Genomic DNA, 16,623 nt, shown 5'->3' with positions numbered 1-16,623 from the left:
GATTATCCGAGGTCACATGACGGTCATCGATGAAGCGGCCGGCGCCGTCCCGGCGTCTGTTCTGGCCGGACGGCGCGAATGGATCGGGCTCGGCGTCATCGCGCTGCCCTGCCTGCTCTATTCCATGGATCTCACGGTGCTGAACCTGGCGGTGCCGCATCTCAGCGCCGACCTGAAGCCCACCAGCGCCGAGCTGCTGTGGATCGTCGACATCTACGGCTTCCTGATCGCCGGCCTGCTGATCACCATGGGGACGCTCGGCGACCGTATTGGCCGCCGCAAGCTCCTGATGATCGGGGCGGCGGCCTTCGGCGTCGCCTCGGTGCTGGCCGCCTTCGCCACCACGCCGGCCATGCTGATCGCCGCCCGCGCCATCCTCGGTGTCGCCGGCGCGACCCTGGCGCCGTCGACTCTCTCGCTGATCCGCAACATGTTCCACGATCCGGGCGAGCGCACCTTCGCCATCGGCGTCTGGATCACCAGCTATTCGGTCGGCGGCGCCATCGGCCCGCTGGTCGGCGGCGTGCTGCTGGCGCATTTCTGGTGGGGCTCGGTGTTCCTGGTCGCGGTGCCGATCATGCTGCTGCTGCTCGCCGTCGCGCCGCTCCTGCTGCCGGAATACCGCGACCCGCAGGCCGGCCGCATGGATCTCGCCAGCGCCGCGCTGTCGCTCGCGGCCGTGCTCGCCGTGATCTGGGGCGTGAAGCAGGTCGCCGTGCACGGCTTCACCGGCGAGGCCCTGCTCGCCACCGCCGCCGGCATCGCGCTGGCCGCCATCTTCGCGCGGCGCCAGCGCCGCCTGGCCGATCCCTTGATCGATCTCCGCCTGTTCCGCACGCCCGCCTTCGGCGCGGCGCTGGTCACCAACCTGCTCGCGCTGTTCGTCGCTTTCGGCTGCTTTCTGCTCGTCGCGCAGTACCTGCAGCTGGTGCTCGGCCTGACGCCGCTGGTCGCGGGCCTGTGGACGGTGCCGTCCTCGCTCGGCTTCGTCGTCGGGTCGATGTTCGCGCCGATGATCCTCCGCCGCTTCCGCGTCGCGACCGTGCTGGTCGGCGGGCTCTGCTTCGCCGCCGCGGGCTTCGCGGTTCTGGCCGCGCTCGGGCCGCAAGGCGATCTCGTGGTGCTGGTCGGCGGCACCGTCGTCTTCGCCCTCGGCCTCGCGCCGGTCGTCACCCTCACCACCGATCTCGTCGTCGGCGCGGCGCCGCCGGAGCGCGCCGGCGCCGCCTCGGCAATGTCGGAGACCGCGGCGGAGCTCGGCGGCGCGCTCGGCATCGCCGTGCTCGGCAGCATCGCCGCCGCAATCTACCGCGCCCAAATGGCCGAGGCGGCGGGCGAGGGCCTGCCGCCGGCGGCGCTCGCGACCGCGCGCGACACGCTCGGGGGTGCCTACACGATCGCGGCCGGGCTGCCCGGCCATCTCGGCGCCGGCCTGCTGACCCTCGCGCGCGAAGCCTTCGTCGCCGCGCTGCAATCCGCCGTGATGATCAGCGCCGCGGTGGTGCTGGCGGCGGCGCTGCTGGTGATGCTGCTGCTGCGCAATCCCCGCCCGGCGCCGGCCGGCCCCTAGGCCGCCTCTGGCTTCGCGTAGATCCGGTCGATCAGGCCCCAGGCCTTCGCTTCCTCCGGCGTCATGAAGCGGTCGCGCTCCAGTGCCTGCTCCACCTCGACCAGATCGCGGCCGCAATGCTTGGCATAGAGCCCGACCAGACGCTGCTTGGTGCGCAGCATCTCCTTGGCGTGCAGCTCGATATCGGTGGCTTGCCCCTGGAAGCCGCCGGAGGGCTGGTGGATCATGATCGAGGCATGCGGCAGCGCGGCGCGCTTGCCGGCGGCGCCGGCCATCAGGATGAACGAGCCGAGCGAATAGGCGGTACCCATGCAGAGCGTCGCCACCGGGCTGCGGATGTACTGCATCGTGTCGTAGATGGCGAAGCCCGACGTCACCACGCCGCCCGGCGAATTGACGTAGAGCGAGATGTCCTTGCCGGCATGCTCCGATTCGAGGAACAGCAGCTGGGCGCAGACCACCGATGCCACGCCGTCGTCGATCGGACCGTTGATGAAGACGATGCGCTCGCGCAGCAGGCGCGAATAGATGTCGAACGAGCGCTCGCCGCGGAACGTCTGCTCGACCACCATGGGGATCAGGTTGCTCATGCGGCCCTCCGGCGCGGCAGCTGAACGTCGCGGCAGGCCAGCGCGAGCGCCAGCGAAACCACGCGGCCGCCGGCCTGCGCCATCCGAGTCAGCGGCGTGGCGAGATCGAGCGGGAAGCCCGCATGCACCAGACGCAGATGGGTGCGGCCGGCCACCGCCTCGGTCAGCTCGAAGCTGACGATGCTGTCGATGCCGTCATCCTCGCGGTGCCGCCAGCGATAGCTGAGCTTGCGCGGCGGCTCGGCCTCCAGCACCTCGCAGTCGATCGTCGCGCCCTCCAGCCCGCGGAAGCGGAAGCGCGCGCCCGGTTCGGCGCTGAAATCGTTCGGGGCGAGCCAGCGGGCCAGCAGTTCCGGCTCGGTCAGCGCCCGCCAGACCTTCTCGGGGGCGGCATCCAGCTCGCATTCCACGACGATGCGGGTGCCGGGCAAGTCGCTGGCGCTCATCGATCCATCTCCCTCAGCACGTCCTTCAGCCGGTCGATCCGCGGCGGCCAGAAGGCCCGGTAGCGCTCGAGCCAGGCCAGCATCGGCGCGAGACCCTGCGGATCCACCCGGTAGTAAGCGAACCGGCCCGCGCGGCGTTCCTTGACGAGATGCGCGTCCTTCAGCGCGGCGAGATGCTGCGAAATCGCCGGCTGCGTCACGTCGAACCCGGCCTTCAGCTGGCCGACGCTCATCTCGCGCTCGGTCAGCCGCTCGAAAATCGCCCGCCGGGTCGGATCGGCCAGAGCCCGGAACACGCTTGTCTCGACCATGCTGATATATAAGAGAGCGCTTATATGTCAGTCAATGCCCTTGTCCATCGCGACCCGTAACCCCGTCATGAGAATGGAAGGAGCAAGGTCGGGGCCGATTTACCGGCCCGGCAGCCGTGGCTGCGGCCGGCTTCCTGCAATGGCGGCGCAGTCAAAGCCTGGTCATCCGCTCCCCACGACTTCGGCGCCGTCGGGCCGGATCGGCGGGCGCAATCGTTTGAATCCGGTTGTCTGGAAGCGCGCCGTGTTTGATCTTGATTAACGGATCGCGATTTTCCCATCAAGATCATTTTAACATTGTAATTCTACGCTCCGCCGAGAGAAAATAGCCTCGGCCTGCAACCGGATGGTGGCCGGCGGCGGGGTGTTCGACGGGTCGGCCATGCCACTGCCATTCCGCAGTATCGAGCGACAGCCGGCGGTCCGCCTGCCGGCCAATCTTCGGATTCTGGTGATGGGCGGCGGCGCCGGGCTGATCATCCTCGCCACGGCCGTCGCCGTGCTGATCCATCTGCGCCTGCTCGCGGTCGATCGCACCGACCGGCATCTGAATGCCATCGCCACCTTGCTCGGGGAGCAGACCGCGCGCGCCGTGCAGACGGCCGACCTCGTGCTCGATGCCGTCGAGCGCCGCGTCGCCACGGCGCGCGACGTCGCAGAGGCGGGCGAGCACGCGACGCACGTGTTCCTGCGCGACCGCATCGCCGGCATTCCGCAGATCAAATATGCGGTCGTGATCGGGCCGGACGGCAAGCTGCTGGCATCCAGCCTCAGCCATCCGGCCGCGGATGTCTGGTTCGGCGACCGCTACCATTTCACCGCGCATCGGGAATCAAACGATGCCGGCCTGCGTGTCTTCGACATCGTCCAGAGCCGGACGACGGGCGAATGGCTGGTCATTTTCGGGCGCCGATGGAAGGCGCCCGACGGCTCCTTCGCCGGCGTTCTGAACGTGGCGCTCGACCCGGAATACTTCACCACCCTGTACCGCGGCCTGACCGATGGCGACGGATCGGCCATCGGTCTGCTGCGCGCCGACGGCACCATCCTGTCGCGCTATCCGGATGCCGCGACCTATATCGGCAGGCGGGCCGATCCCGCCCATCTGCGCCGCCTGCTCGCCGTCCCGCCGGGCGAGGCGGTAGAGTTCACCAGCACGATCACCGGCACAGCGCGCCATTTCGCCGCGCGCGCGGTGCCGGGCTACCCGCTGCTCATCGTCGCCTCGATGGCCGAGGAGGTGGTGCTCGCCGACTGGTATGCGCAGCTCGCGCTGATCGGGGCCGGCGCGCTGGCGGCGATCGCCGCCATCGTCCTCCTGCTGTTCAAGCTGCAGACCAGCCTCAGCGAGGCGGGGCGCATCCTGGATGCGGCGGCCGACGCCCTGGTGCTGGTCGACATGTCCGGCGCGATCGTGCGCGTCAACGCCCGGCTGGAAGGCATGTTCGGCTATCGTGGCGGCGATCTGCGGGGCAAGCCGATCGAGGTCCTGATGCCGCAGGACCGCCACGCCGCCCATCGCGGCTACATCAGGGCCTTCGCCGAGAGGCCGCGCGCGCGGGCAATGGGTGCGCAGGGCCGGGAGATCCGGGCCGTGCGCAAGAACGGCGAGGTCTTCCCGGTCGAGATCAGCCTCAATCCCGTCGCCCTGGCCGGCAACGCCTATGTCGTCGCCACGATCAGCGACATCACCACGCGCCAACGGACCGAGAACCAGCTGCGCGAGGCGCGCGAGATGTTTGCCGCCATCATCGACGCCTCGCCCATGGCGATCGTGGCGCTCGACACCAGCCGCAAGGTGCTGGTCTGGAACCGCGCCGCGGAAGCCATGTCCGGGTACACCACCGAGGAGACGGTCGGTCGCCCGTATCCGCTGGTGCCGGCCGACGGACAGGCGGAGTTCGACGAGCACTTCGCCCGCATCTGCGCCGGCGAGAGTCAGCGCGACATCGAAGTCATGCGCAAGCGCAAGGACGGCACGCTGCGCCGGCTGAAATTCTCCGGTGAGCCGCTCTACGACGGCGACCGCAGCGTCCGCGCCATCATCTACGTGCTGGACGACATCACCGACCGCAAGGCGATCGAGGACCAGCTGCACCAGGCGCAGAAGATGGAGGCCGTGGGCCAGCTGACCGGCGGCATCGCGCACGATTTCAACAACATGCTGACGGTGATCATCGGCAATGCCGAGGTGCTGCTGGCACGCCCGAACATGGATCCCAAGCTGCGGCCGATCTGCGACATGATCCTGCGCGCGGCGGAGGGCTCGGCCGATCTGACCAACCGGCTGCTCGCCTTCGCCCGCCGCCAGTCGCTGCAGCCCAAGCGCACGCCGGTCAAGCCGTTCATCGAGCGCATGGGCGGCCTGATGCACCGCACGCTCGGCGAGAATGTCGAGATCCGCCTGTCGCTCGCCGCCGATGCCTGGCAGGTCATGGTCGATGCGCCGCAGCTGGAGACCGCGATCCTCAACCTCGCCATCAACGCGCGTGATGCCATGCCGCGCGGCGGCCAGCTGGTGATCGAGACCCGCAATGTCAGCTTCGACGAGAAGTCGGCGCCGCTGCACCAGGACGCGCAGGCCGGCGACTTCGTGATGATCGCGGTGTCCGACAACGGCACCGGCATGACGCCCGAGACGCTGCAGCGGGTGTTCGAGCCGTTCTTCACCACCAAGGAAGTCGGCAAGGGGACCGGGCTCGGCCTCAGCATGGTCTATGGCTTCGTCCGCCAGTCGGGCGGCCACGTCGCGATCTACAGCGAGCTGGGTCACGGCACCAGCGTCAAGATCTACCTGCCGCGGGCGATCGGCGCGGAAGGCGGCACCGAGTCGGCCGGCGAGGCGGACGGTCCGGCGCCGTCCAGGGGCGAATCGATCCTGCTGGTCGAGGACGAGAGGCTGCTGCGCGACTTCGTCGAGAGCCAGCTTCGCGACCTCGGCTATTCGGTCGTCACGGCGGCGGACGGCAAGCGGGCGCTGGAGATACTCGCCGGCGAGACGAAGTTCGATCTTCTGTTCACCGACGTCGTGATGCCGGGCGGCATCTCCGGCCGCGAAGTGGCCGAGCGGGCGCAGGCGATGCGGCCCGATATCCGCGTGCTGTTCAGTTCCGCCTATACCCGCGAATCCATCGCGCAGCACGGACGGCTCGGCAGCGACGTGCACCTGCTGAGCAAGCCCTATCGCGTGCAGGAGATGGCCGCGAAGCTGCGCGAGGTGCTGGATCGCGAAGCGGTGCCGGCATGACGGTCGGCCCGGTTTCGATCGGCCCGGTTTCGATCGGCCCGGCTTCGATCAGGCCGGCTTCGATCGCCCGGTCGTTCGATCGGCGTAGGGGGTGACGCATGGCACGCATCCTGATCATCGACGACGACGGTGACGTGCGGGAGACCGTCGTGCGCCTGCTCGAGCTCGATGGCCACGAAATCGCGGCGCCGCCGTCCAGCCGCGATGTTTCCGCGGCAATCGAGGCCGGCGACTACGATCTTGTCGTCACCGACGTCATCATGCCGGAGATGGACGGCATCGAGGTCGTGCGCAAGGTCCGCAAGGCGCGGCCGAACTGTCCGATCCTCGCCATCTCCGGCGGTTCCAGCAGCATGTCGTCGCGCACCTTGCTGCACATGGTGGGCGCGCTCGGCGCCGATGCCACGATGAAGAAGCCGTTCTCCCGCGCCGAGCTGCAGGCGGCGATTGGCGCGCTGCTCGTCGGCGGCGGGTTCTGACGCGGCGGGGCCGCTGCCGCTATTTCAGCTTCGCGGCGATCTTGATCAGGCGCTTGCTCAGGATGCGGTTCGCCACCTCTTCCGGCACCACCATCAGCAGCCGGTAATAGGCCGCCAGGTTCTCGTGCATATAGGCGTGCAGCGCGGCGATTTGCTCGGGCGTCAGCTCGTCGGTGTCGCGGTGATCGCAGAGCGGCTCGACCTTGAGCGAGTGAATGAGCGCGGCAACGAACGTCGTCTCCTTGACCATGCCGGCCTCCAGCAAACCTGTCGGGCGTGCGGATCGCCGCCCGACCATCCTCGGGGTTGCGCGCGGATACTAGGCATTTTTGCTTTGCACCGGCAATTCGCCCTGGGCTAGCGTCGCGCCGGCGCCGGCACCCCCTCTGACCGGCGCTGGATTGGGGGGCGTCGCATGGAACTGCACGGCGACTACGTCTTCCGTTTCGGCGGCTTCGACCGCCAGGACCGCCTGGCCCGTCACCTGGTCGGTCTCGGCCGCATCACCCTCGGGGCGGATGGCGGCCTGCGCGGCGAGCATCGCGCCACCAACAGCCCCATGTGGGGTCAGGCGGCGCCGGGCCTGCGCCTCAGGCATTCGATCTATTCCCTGTCGGGGCGTTACGAGGTGATCGACCGCGGCCCGCCGCTGCTGGTCGCCGCCGAGATCCGCTTCGAGCGCCAGTCGCGCGGGCCCGGGGGCCACGAGGCGGCGATGCAGGACACCTTCCTGCTGCAGCAGAGCGGGCCCGACCGCTTCTGGCTGATTTCCTCCAACCCGCGCGACGAGACCGGCGAGGAGGTCATCGACGAGCTGGTCATGGGCGAGGCGGTCAAGATCGACGCGAGCTGCTGGTAGCCGCGCCGGTGCGCTGCAACGCGGCGCGCGCCTCCTTGAGGTCGTCGAGATCGCTGCCGTCGTCGATGGCGGCGCGGATCGTGGCGAGGGGCGCGCGAACATCGCCGCGGCCGAGGCGCGCGAGCGACAGCAGCGCGCGGAGCTCGAGCGTCGCCGCCCGCATCGCCCGCGCCTCGCCGAGCGCCGCCGCCATGTCGGCATCCGCCTCCGCCATCCGGCCGGCGCGCGCATGCAGCTCGCCCCTGAGGCGCAGCAGCTCCGGCCAGAAGAAGCGCTCGCGCAGGTTGATCTCCAGCGCCCGCTCGATGCTGCGCTCGGCCTCGGCCGCCGCGCCGGTCGCCGCCTGCGCCTCGGCGAGCCAGGCGAGGTACAGCGTCAGCGCCACGCGCGAGCGCGTGCCCATCATGCCGGCGAGGCCGTCCTGGATCAGCGCCGGCGCCGGGCGTCCGTCCGGGCGGTCCACCAGGGCGCGGCCGAGCGCGATGCGCGAGATCGCGGCGAATTGCGGAAAGCCGTTCTTCTCGGCCAGTGCCAGCGCAGCCTCGGCCTGCTCGACCGCCGCCGCCGGCCGGCGCAGCAGCACATGCATGATTGCCGCCATATAGGCGGCGAACGATCTGTCGTAAGGATTGTCCAGCTGCTCGGCGACGGCCAGCGCCCGCGCCATGCGGGCATCGGCGGCGCGGAAGTCGCCGAGCAGCCAGGCGATGCGTGCGGCGTTGCCGTAGGTCTGCGCCACCGCGCCGGGCCGGCGGGCGAAGCGCGGCTCGGCGAAATGCCGCTCGCCCGAGCGGAACGCCTGCTCGGCCGGGGCGAGCTCGCCCTGCCGGTACAGCGAGGTCATGCGGATCATCTGCGCATTGCCTAGGTGATCGGCCTCGCCGGTCGCTTCCGCCAGCGCCCCGAACTGGCGCGACATCGCCGCCGCCGCCTCGTAGTCGCCGGCGCTCGACAGCGCGACCCAGCGGCCGGCGAGCTGCGTCAGCAGTTGCGACACGTCGCCCGCCTGCTGGGCCAGGGCCTGCGCCCGCTCGGTCGCCGCCACCGTCTCGGCGGCGGAATAGCCGCGCGTGATGTGCAGCACGGCGACCAGCCCGTGCAGCAGCTTCAGCTCGCGCGCGTCGCGCGCCGTCGCCGGCGGCAGCTTGGCGAGCAGGGCCAGGGCCGCCTGATACGCCGCCTCGCTCTCCTTGAAGGCGTGCCGCGCCGCGGCGGCGGCCGCCGTCTCCTGCCAGACTAGGATCGCCTGCTCCACCTCGCCGGCCCGCGCCCAGTGATGCGCGAGCAGTGCCGGCGCGGCGCGGCCGAGATCGGGAAAGCGCTCGCCGATGAGTGCGGCGGTGCGCCGGTGCAGCCGCTTGCGCTGGCTGCGCAGCAGGCTCTCATAGGCGGCGTCGCGCACCAGCGCGTGGCGGAAGGCATAGGCGGTGCCGGTCGGCGTCGCCTGCTGCAGCAGGATGTCGCTCGCCACCAGTTGCCGCATCAGAGGCTGCAGCTCGGCCTCGGCCAGGTCCGCGACCGCGCGCAACAGCGCATAGGGCTGGCTGCCGCCGATCACCGCGGCGACCTGGGCGACCGCCTTGGCCGGGCCGAGCCGGTCGAGCCTGGCGGCGAGCGAGGCGGCGAGCGTCGCCGGGATCTCGGGCGCCGGTGTCGCCGCATCCTCCTGCAGCACGGCGCGGGTCAGCTCCTCGGCATAGAGCGGCACGCCGTCGGCGCGCTCGATCAGCGTCTCCAGCACCTCGGCCGGCGGCATCCGCTCGGCGCAGAGCCGCAGCACGATCTGCCGCACCTCGCCAGCGCCAAGGCGCGGCAGGGTCAGCGTCGTGCCCGGCAGGCCGGCGGGCGGCGCGCTGTCCGCCCGCCGCGTCATCAGCAGCAGCAGTGCGGTCGCCTCCAGCCGCCCGGCCAGAAGCTCGACCAGTTCGGCGGTGGAAGGATCGATCCACTGCATGTCCTCCAGCACGATCACCGTCGGCCGGCGCCGCGCCACCCGGCGGATCCAGGTGGCGAGCGTGGCGAGCAGCCGGCGGCGCTGCTGGTCCGGTGCGTAGAGCTGCGGCGGGAAGCGGCCGGCCGGCACGGCGAGGCCGAGCATCTCCGCCACCAGCGGTACCGCTTCCGCGTCGATGCCGGCCGCCTTCAGCGCGCGCTGTAGCCGCTCGATCTGCACCTCCACGGGATCGGCGGGATGCAGGCCGAGCGCCTTGCCGGCGAGCTGCACCAGGGCGTGGAACGGCGTCTGCGCGGCATGCTGGGTGCCGCCGCCTTCGAACCAGATCGGCGCCTCGGGCGCGATGCGGGCGTGGAACTCGTGCACCAGGCGCGACTTGCCGATCCCGGGCTCGCCCAGAACGGTGATGCATTGCCCATGGCCGGCCCGCACCGCACGCCACCGTGCCAGCAACAGGTCGAGCTCGGCCGTGCGTCCGACGAAGGGGTTCAGATGGCCGATGCCGTGGGCGCCGAGCCGGCGCCGCTCCAGCGCCGGCGCCATGACGCGATGCAGCCGGATCGGCTGGCTCACGCCCTTCAGCGCCGGGCTGCCGCGATCCTCCAGCAGCAGCGTGCCCTGGCAGGCTTCGCGCACCCGCTCGGTGATGAACAGCGTGCCTGGCTCGGCCGCCGCCTGCACCCGCGCTGCGACATTGGTCGCCTCGCCATAGACCTCGCCGTTGCCGCCGATCACCACGGTGCCGGCATGGATGCCGACGCGTGCCACCAGCGCCGGGCGCCCGCTTTCGGCCGCCGACTGGTTCACGCGCTCGATCGCGGCGAGCAGCGCCATGCCGGCGTCGATGGCGCGGTCGGAATCGTCGTCATGTGCCTGCGGCCAGCCGAAATAGGCCACCACGCCGTCGCCGACATACTGGCCGACATGGCCGCCGAAGCGCTCCACCGCGGCACGGATCGCCGCCTGGTAGGTCAGCAGCAGGTCGCGCCATTCCTCCGGGTCGAGCCGGCTTGCGATCGCGGTGGAATCGACGATATCGGCGAACAGCAGGGTCAGCGGCCTTCGCTCGCCGGCGGCGGCTTCCGGCGCCGGTGCCGCCGCGCGCGCGGCTGCGGCCAGCACGCGCTTGCGAGGCCCGATCGGCAGGCCGAGCTCGCGCAGATCCGCCTCGGTCAGCGTCGCGACCTGCTCGAAGGCGATCTCATTGGCAAGGAAGGCCCCGGCATATTTGCCGAGGCCGATTTCCTGCAGCCATGTGACAAGGTCCGGCACCGCGGCGCACCCATCTGGCCTGCCGGCATTTGACTATATCGGAAGCCGCCATGTCATTGCCCGAGCGTCCGTCAATGCCGGCCGTCACGCAAACGGCAAAGGTCCCTCGAAACGCCCGATATAGCTCGTATGCGTCACCATGCCGGCATCCGGCCGCCAGAGATGCAGCAGGCAGGCGGGCGGCTCCAGGAAGCTCGCCGGCGGCGCGTCCGCGCGCAGACGTAGCGCGATCTGCGTCGTGGTCGACGGGCAGGTGACGGCCAGCGTGCCGGCGAAGCGCACCTGCATCGGCCGGTGCACATGGCCGCACAGGATGCGCTCCACATGGGGATGCCGCGCCACCACGGCGGCAAGCCGCTCCGGCGCCTCAAGGCCGTATTTGTCGAGATAGGGGATGCCGCAGAGGAAGGGCGGGTGGTGCAGCATCAGCAGCACCGGGCGGCCGGTATCGGCGGCCAGCGTCGCATCCAGCCAGGCGAGGCTCGGCGCCCCGATCGCGCCGTGATGCTTGCCCGGCACCGTGGTGTCGAGAGCGACGATGCGCGCCGGATGGTCCTCGATCGCATAGTCGAGCGGCCCCTGCGCCGGCAGATAGCCATGTGCCGGCAGTTCGGCGCGCAGCACGTCGCGGGCATCGTGGTTGCCCGGGATCAGGAGATGCGGGATGCGCAGGCCGGCCAGGATCTCGGCCAGTGCGGCGTATTCCGCCGGCTGGCCCTCATCCACCAGGTCGCCGGTCAGCAGCACCAGATCCGGCCGCGGGTCGAGCGCGTTCAGGTGGTCCACCGCCTGGGCCAGCATGCGGTTCGACGGCACCAGCCCCTGATAGAGCTTCCCCTTCGGCCGCACATGCGTGTCGGAGATCTGGGCGATCAGCATGCGAATTCGGCAGCAGGTTTCGTGCCAGCGGGCGGCGTCGCCGGCCACCATAGTTCTTGCATAGATTTTGCTTTTTATGTAATATTCTGTTGCGTTTCGATCATCGGGGCGCCCGCCCGTCCAGAGGCCGGGCCCTGGCCAAGGCCCTTCCCCCGGCCGCCTCCCGCGGTGGGGAGAAAGGAAGGGTGTGTTTTGTCAAAGGGGTATGCGAGATTGCCCCCGAAACCGGTCTGTCCGATGCGTCGGTTCGGCGAGCCGCTGCGCTTGACAGAATGTACCGTCACACGCAAGCAGCCCTGAAGGCGGAACAGACGCGCCGCGGAACAGACGCGCCGCGGAACAGACGCGCCGCGGAACAGACGCGCCGCGGAACAGACGCGCCGCGGAACAGACGCGCCGCGGAACAGACGCGCCGCGGAACAGACGCTCCGTACCCTCCCGTCGTGGCCGGGCTTGACCCGGCCACCCACGCGGCAGCCGCAGTTCGGCGGAAAGCCGTGGATGCCCGGATCTTCGTCAGGGCATGACGAAGTGGGGGAACAGATGCGCCGCCTTTGCCGAGCGCCTCTCCACCTGCGCAACCGGTACCCTGGTCAAGCCCGGCTACGACGGCGGCGGGGAACAGATGCGCCGCTGTTCGGTCGGCGGTGGTCAGCCGGCCCGGGGCCGGCGGCGAAACCGCAGGTAGATCGGCTTCAGGCCCTGGTCGAGCGCCTTCTGCTCGTAGCGGGTCGGCGTCTCGTCCTCGGCGCGGGCCTGCCAGTCGGCTGGGCGCTCGGCCAGCCACTCGAAGGCGGGATGGCGCATCAGATGCGCCAGCATCCAGCGCGCATAATCCATGTGGTCGGTGGCGAGCCTGAGCTCCGCCTCGTCGGTCAGCGCCGCGGCCAGCAGGTCGAGCACCGGCATCGAGACGATGCGGCGGCGATGATGCCTGACCTTCGGCCAGGGATCGGGAAACAGGATATGCGCGCGGCCGAGGGTCGCTCGGGGCAGCCGCTCCAGGATCAGCCGCGCGTCGTCGCCGAACAGGCGCACATTGTCGAGCCCGCTCTCGGCCACCTGGGCGACGCAGGCCGCCATGCCGTTCAGATACGGCTCGCAGCCGATGAAGCCGAGCTCGGGATGCGCGCGCGCCTGCGCCACCAGGTGCTCGCCGGCGCCGAAGCCGATTTCCAGCCACAGGCCGAGAATCGGCCGCGGGAACAGGGCGGCCGGATCGAGCGGACCGCTCGGCGGCAGATCGAGCTGCAGGCGCGGCAGCAGCTCGTCGACCAGTGCCTGCCGGCCCGCGCGGAGCTTCTTGCCCTTGCGCCGGCCGTAGACGCGGCGCCGTTCTTCCGATGCTGCTGCGGCCGTGAGCAGCCCTCCGCTCAAGCGAAGGCCCGGTTCAGGCGAAGGCCCGCTTCAGCTCCTCCGCCAGGTCGGTGCGCTCCCAGGAGAAGCCGCCATCGGCCTCGGGCTTGCGGCCGAAATGGCCATAGGCCGCGGTGCGCGCATAGATCGGCTTGTTCAGTCCGAGCTGCTCGCGGATGCGGCGCGGCTTCAGCGAGAACAGCTCCGGCAGGATCTTCTCCAGCCTGGCCGGGTCGACGCCGTTGTTCTGGCCGAGATCGACATAGAAGGAGAGCGGGTCGGAGACGCCGATCGCGTAGGAAACCTGGATGGTGCAGCGCTCGGCGAGGCCGGCGGCGACCACGTTCTTGGCGAGGTAGCGGCAGGCATAGGCGGCGGAGCGGTCGACCTTGGTCGGGTCTTTGCCGGAGAAGGCGCCGCCGCCATGCGGCGCCGCGCCGCCATAGGTGTCGACGATGATCTTGCGTCCGGTCAGGCCGGCATCGCCGTCGGGTCCGCCGATCTCGAACCGGCCGGTCGGGTTGACGTAGAGCTCGGCGCCGTCCATCCAGCCGGCCGGCAGCGACTTCTTGAAGTAGGGGACGACGATCGCCTCGACCTCCTTCATCTCCTTCACGTCGGCGGTGTGCTGGGTGGAGAGGACGAGCTTGGTGGCGCGCACCGGCTTGCCGTCCTTGTATTCCAGCGTCACCTGGCTCTTCGCGTCGGGGCCGAGCTTCGGCAGCTTGCCGGCATGGCGGTCCTGCGCCAGCAGATGCAGCACCTTGTGCGCGTAGTAGATCGGCGCCGGCATCAGGTCTTCGGTCTCGCGGCAGGCATAGCCGAACATGATGCCCTGGTCGCCGGCGCCCTCGTCCTTGTTGCCGGCGGCATCGACACCCATGGCGATGTCGGCCGACTGCGCGTGCAGATGCACCGCGACATCGGCGGTCTTCCAGTGGAAGCCTTCCTGCTCGTAGCCGATATCCTTGATGCAGTCGCGCACGACCTGGATCAGCAGCTCGGGCGTCACGCTGGCGGGGCCGCGGGTCTCGCCGGCCAGCACCACGCGGTTGGTCGTGGCGAGCGTCTCGCAGGCCACGCGCGAATAGGGATCGGCCTTCAGGTAGGTGTCGACCACCGCATCCGAGATGCGGTCGCAGACCTTGTCCGGATGGCCTTCGGAGACGGACTCGCTGGTGAACAGATAGTCGCGGCGCGGCACTTAGCTCTCCCTCGTCGCACGTGGTCAGGGAATAGGCGGATGGCAGCGCCGGCCAGCGGCGCGAAGGGCGGAGTTATGGCCGGCCCGGGGTCGCGGGGTCAAGCTGCGTGCGGCACGATGCGGATTTGTCACGCTTCCGCCTGGTCGCTTGCGGGGCGATCACAGAACCGTCGCATTCCGGGCCGAAGCGGCATTTCTGGCGCCGCGGCCGGCGCGGCGTCAGGCGGAATCGGGCGCGGCGCGGCGGCGGCGGGTGCGCACGGTGCCGCCGGCGGCCTTGACCAGCTCGAACAGGCGGCGGCGCACCAGCGCATCATCGATCTTGTAATAGGCGCGGACCAGTTCCAGCGTCTCGCGCTTGGTCATCGGATCGGCGGTCTCGTAGGGCTCGGGATCGGGCTCGTTCAAGCCGCCGAGCGGGCCGCCGGAGACATCTTCCGGCATGTCGTCGAAGAAGAACGACGGCGGGACTTCCAGGACCTTGGCGAATTGGTACAAGCGGCTCGCGCCGACACGATTGGCGCCCTTCTCGTACTTCTGGATCTGCTGGAAGGTCAGCCCGACCAGCTCACCGAGCTTCTCCTGGCTCAATCCCATAAGGGTGCGCCGAAGTCGGATCCGGGTGCCGACATGAACGTCGACGGGATTGCGTTTTCCTGCCACTTGCAACCTTTCCCAAATGGAAGAAAGACCGGGTCGACGCGATATGATCTTTCATGCAACTGTGCGGCCAGAGCCTATAATCCCCACTCCATGTCATGTCAATCTGCCCAACAGCTTATATTTACTTTGTTGGTTTTTCTCGAAGAAATTACAGTCAATAGTTCACAAGGATGATTTTGCGAGTTCGCCATTCGTTAACTATAATATTTGGAGAGAAAGGCAACTCAGGTTCGCGCGTGGCGAGCATGCAAAGCCTGACGCTTACCGTCGCGTGACAAAAGCGGCAATGGCGCAGAGAAGCCATAGCGCCCCGAACACGCTATCGCCGAAGCGATGATACACGGTCCGACCGTTGATCGCAGCGGGCAGCGGGCTGTCGGCGGTGCCGGCGGTGCCGAGTTCCAGTCTTGCGGCAAACCGGCCGAGCGGGTCGATCACCGCGCTCACCCCGGTGCCCGCCACGCGCACCAGCGGCAGGCCAAGCTCGACCGCCCGGGCGCGGGCCGCGGCGAGGTGCTGGTAAGGCCCGGCGCTGACGCCGAACCAGGCGTCGTTGGTGACATTGACCAGCCAGCCCGCGCCCTCGGCGCCGTCGCGCACCTCGGCCGGGAAGATCGCCTCGTAGCAGATCAGGGTGCGGGCGAGCGGGGCGCCCGGCACCGGCAGGCGGCCGTCGCCGCTCTCGCCCGCGCTGAAATCGACGGCGCTGAGCGCCACGCGGTCGAGTCCGACCAGGCTCATCAACGGGCGGTAGGGCAGGAACTCGCCGAACGGCACCAGGTGCCGCTTGTCATAGGTCGCCAGCACCTGGCCGCCCTGCACCACATGCAGGCTGTTCCACACCTGGACCGGCTGGCCGGGCGGGCTGCGCCGCAGCGCGCCGGCCAGCAGCACGGTCTCGGGGCCGAGCTGCTCGGCCAGGTATTGCAGCAGCCGCGGCTCGGCATCGAGCAGGAAGGGCACCGCCGTCTCCGGCCAGACGATATGGGTCGGCGTCGCCGCGCCGCCGGCCGACAGCTCGATCTGCCGCTCGAGATTGCGGAAGCGCTCTTCCGGCAGCCATTTCTGCTGCTGCGCGATATTAGCCTGCACCAGGCGCAGCTGCACGCCGGGCACCGTCGCGATCTCGGTGACGGCCAGCCGCCAGCTGCCGAGGCCCCACCAGGCGGCCAACGTCACCATCCCGGCGCCGACCGCGAGCCGGCCGTGACGCGTGCCGAGCGTCGCCGGCAGCGCGGCGATCAGCACGGTCAGGAGCGAAGCGCCGAAGATGCCGAGCAGGGCATAGGCCTGCAGCATCGCGGTCGAGGCGTCCCAGGCCTGGCCGGCCAGGTTCCAGGGAAAGCCGAGCAGGCCGTAGGCCTTGAGCCAGTCGACCGCCAGCCAGATGGCGGCGAGCGCGAAGGGGCGGGCGAGCGCGGCCCGCGGCCAGGGCGCGGCGGCGAAGCCGGCGGCCGGCAGCAGCGCCATGACGGCCGGCAGCACCAGCAGCGGCACCGGCACCAGCCAGGCATAGCGCTCGGCATCGACGTAGAAGGACTCGCTGATCCAGTAGACGCCGGTCAGGTAGTGGCCGAAGGCGAAGCACCAGACCGTGACGAACCGGCCGCGCCGTCCGCGCGCGCCGTCGAGCAGCCAGCAGAGCCCGGTGAAGCCCGGCACCAGCATGATTACGAGATCGACCGGCGGCTGCGCCGCCGTCAGGCCGGCGCCGAGGATGAGGGCGAGCAGGCCGCGGCGCCAGCCCGTGAGCGCCGCGACGCGCGCGGCGAACGCCGCCATGCCGATACGTC

14 protein-coding genes are annotated in these 16,623 nt (G+C 69.9%); 4 read left to right on the top strand and 10 right to left on the bottom strand.

Translation table 11 applies throughout. The features are described 5' to 3' along the window. Positions 1 to 16 precede the first annotated feature (16 nt). Positions 17 to 1,570, top strand: coding sequence for an MFS transporter (locus DT074_RS08395; protein ID WP_119419384.1), 1,554 nt, complete (start codon positions 17 to 19; stop codon positions 1,568 to 1,570). Here DT074_RS08395 and DT074_RS08390 read toward each other — a convergent pair. Genes DT074_RS08390 through DT074_RS08380 form a run of 3 tightly spaced genes read right to left on the bottom strand, consistent with a single transcriptional unit; the run spans position 1,567 to position 2,917 of the window. Further along, complete coding sequence (locus DT074_RS08390) at positions 1,567 to 2,160, bottom strand: ATP-dependent Clp protease proteolytic subunit (RefSeq protein WP_119419383.1); 594 nt, start codon at positions 2,158 to 2,160, stop codon at positions 1,567 to 1,569. The two genes, DT074_RS08395 and DT074_RS08390, sit on opposite strands and share 4 nt — an antisense overlap. Next, positions 2,157 to 2,606, bottom strand: a complete 450-nt coding sequence (locus DT074_RS08385; protein WP_119419382.1) for an SRPBCC family protein — start codon at positions 2,604 to 2,606, stop codon at positions 2,157 to 2,159. Before DT074_RS08385 ends, DT074_RS08390 begins: the two co-directional genes overlap by 4 nt. Further along, positions 2,603 to 2,917, bottom strand: coding sequence for an ArsR/SmtB family transcription factor (locus DT074_RS08380; protein WP_119419381.1), 315 nt, complete (start codon positions 2,915 to 2,917; stop codon positions 2,603 to 2,605). Before DT074_RS08380 ends, DT074_RS08385 begins: the two co-directional genes overlap by 4 nt. Before the next feature lie 382 nt (positions 2,918 to 3,299). Between DT074_RS08380 and DT074_RS08375 the strand changes: the two genes are divergently transcribed. Then, a complete protein-coding gene (locus DT074_RS08375; protein ID WP_162914729.1) occupies positions 3,300 to 6,164 on the top strand; it encodes a PAS domain S-box protein in 2,865 nt (954 codons plus the stop codon). A 98-nt stretch (positions 6,165 to 6,262) separates the two neighbouring features. Further along, positions 6,263 to 6,643 carry a response regulator transcription factor gene (locus tag DT074_RS08370; protein ID WP_119419379.1) on the top strand — a complete coding sequence of 127 codons (381 nt, stop codon included), beginning with the start codon at positions 6,263 to 6,265 and terminating at the stop codon, positions 6,641 to 6,643. A gap of 19 nt (positions 6,644 to 6,662) precedes the next feature. Here DT074_RS08370 and DT074_RS08365 read toward each other — a convergent pair whose 3' ends face one another. After that, a complete protein-coding gene (locus DT074_RS08365; protein WP_162914728.1) occupies positions 6,663 to 6,893 on the bottom strand; it encodes a hypothetical protein in 231 nt (76 codons plus the stop codon). Positions 6,894 to 7,058: 165 nt separating this feature from the next. Here DT074_RS08365 and DT074_RS08360 point away from each other — a divergent pair, with 165 nt between their 5' ends. Next, a complete protein-coding gene (locus tag DT074_RS08360) occupies positions 7,059 to 7,502 on the top strand; it encodes a hypothetical protein (RefSeq protein ID WP_119419377.1) in 444 nt (147 codons plus the stop codon). On the opposite strand, the gene DT074_RS08355 is transcribed toward DT074_RS08360, so the two are convergent. The 6 genes from DT074_RS08355 to lnt all read right to left on the bottom strand — a co-directional run bounded on the left by DT074_RS08355 (position 7,477) and on the right by lnt (position 16,612). Next, positions 7,477 to 10,728, bottom strand: a complete 3,252-nt coding sequence (locus tag DT074_RS08355) for an AAA family ATPase (protein ID WP_119419376.1) — start codon at positions 10,726 to 10,728, stop codon at positions 7,477 to 7,479. The genes DT074_RS08360 and DT074_RS08355 overlap by 26 nt on opposite strands. 84 nt (positions 10,729 to 10,812) lie before the next feature. Further along, complete coding sequence (locus DT074_RS08350) at positions 10,813 to 11,607, bottom strand: phosphodiesterase (RefSeq protein ID WP_119419418.1); 795 nt, start codon at positions 11,605 to 11,607, stop codon at positions 10,813 to 10,815. Positions 11,608 to 12,258: 651 nt separating this feature from the next. Beyond that, positions 12,259 to 12,984 carry a tRNA (guanosine(46)-N7)-methyltransferase TrmB gene (gene trmB, locus DT074_RS08345; RefSeq protein ID WP_368744539.1) on the bottom strand — a complete coding sequence of 242 codons (726 nt, stop codon included), beginning with the start codon at positions 12,982 to 12,984 and terminating at the stop codon, positions 12,259 to 12,261. A 13-nt stretch (positions 12,985 to 12,997) separates the two neighbouring features. Next, positions 12,998 to 14,167 carry a methionine adenosyltransferase gene (gene metK / locus DT074_RS08340; RefSeq protein ID WP_119419375.1) on the bottom strand — a complete coding sequence of 390 codons (1,170 nt, stop codon included), beginning with the start codon at positions 14,165 to 14,167 and terminating at the stop codon, positions 12,998 to 13,000. Positions 14,168 to 14,386: 219 nt separating this feature from the next. Further along, entirely contained in the window at positions 14,387 to 14,875 is a 489-nt protein-coding gene (locus DT074_RS08335; RefSeq protein WP_368744545.1) for a helix-turn-helix domain-containing protein, read from the bottom strand. A gap of 216 nt (positions 14,876 to 15,091) precedes the next feature. Next, a complete protein-coding gene (lnt, locus tag DT074_RS08330) occupies positions 15,092 to 16,612 on the bottom strand; it encodes an apolipoprotein N-acyltransferase (protein WP_119419373.1) in 1,521 nt (506 codons plus the stop codon). Between the last annotated feature and the right edge of the window lie 11 nt (positions 16,613 to 16,623).

The organism is Desertibaculum subflavum (genome assembly GCA_003576705.1).
GTDB classification, from domain to species: domain Bacteria; phylum Pseudomonadota; class Alphaproteobacteria; order Ferrovibrionales; family Ferrovibrionaceae; genus Desertibaculum; species Desertibaculum subflavum.
This window is presented reverse-complemented; position numbering and strand designations above follow the sequence as displayed.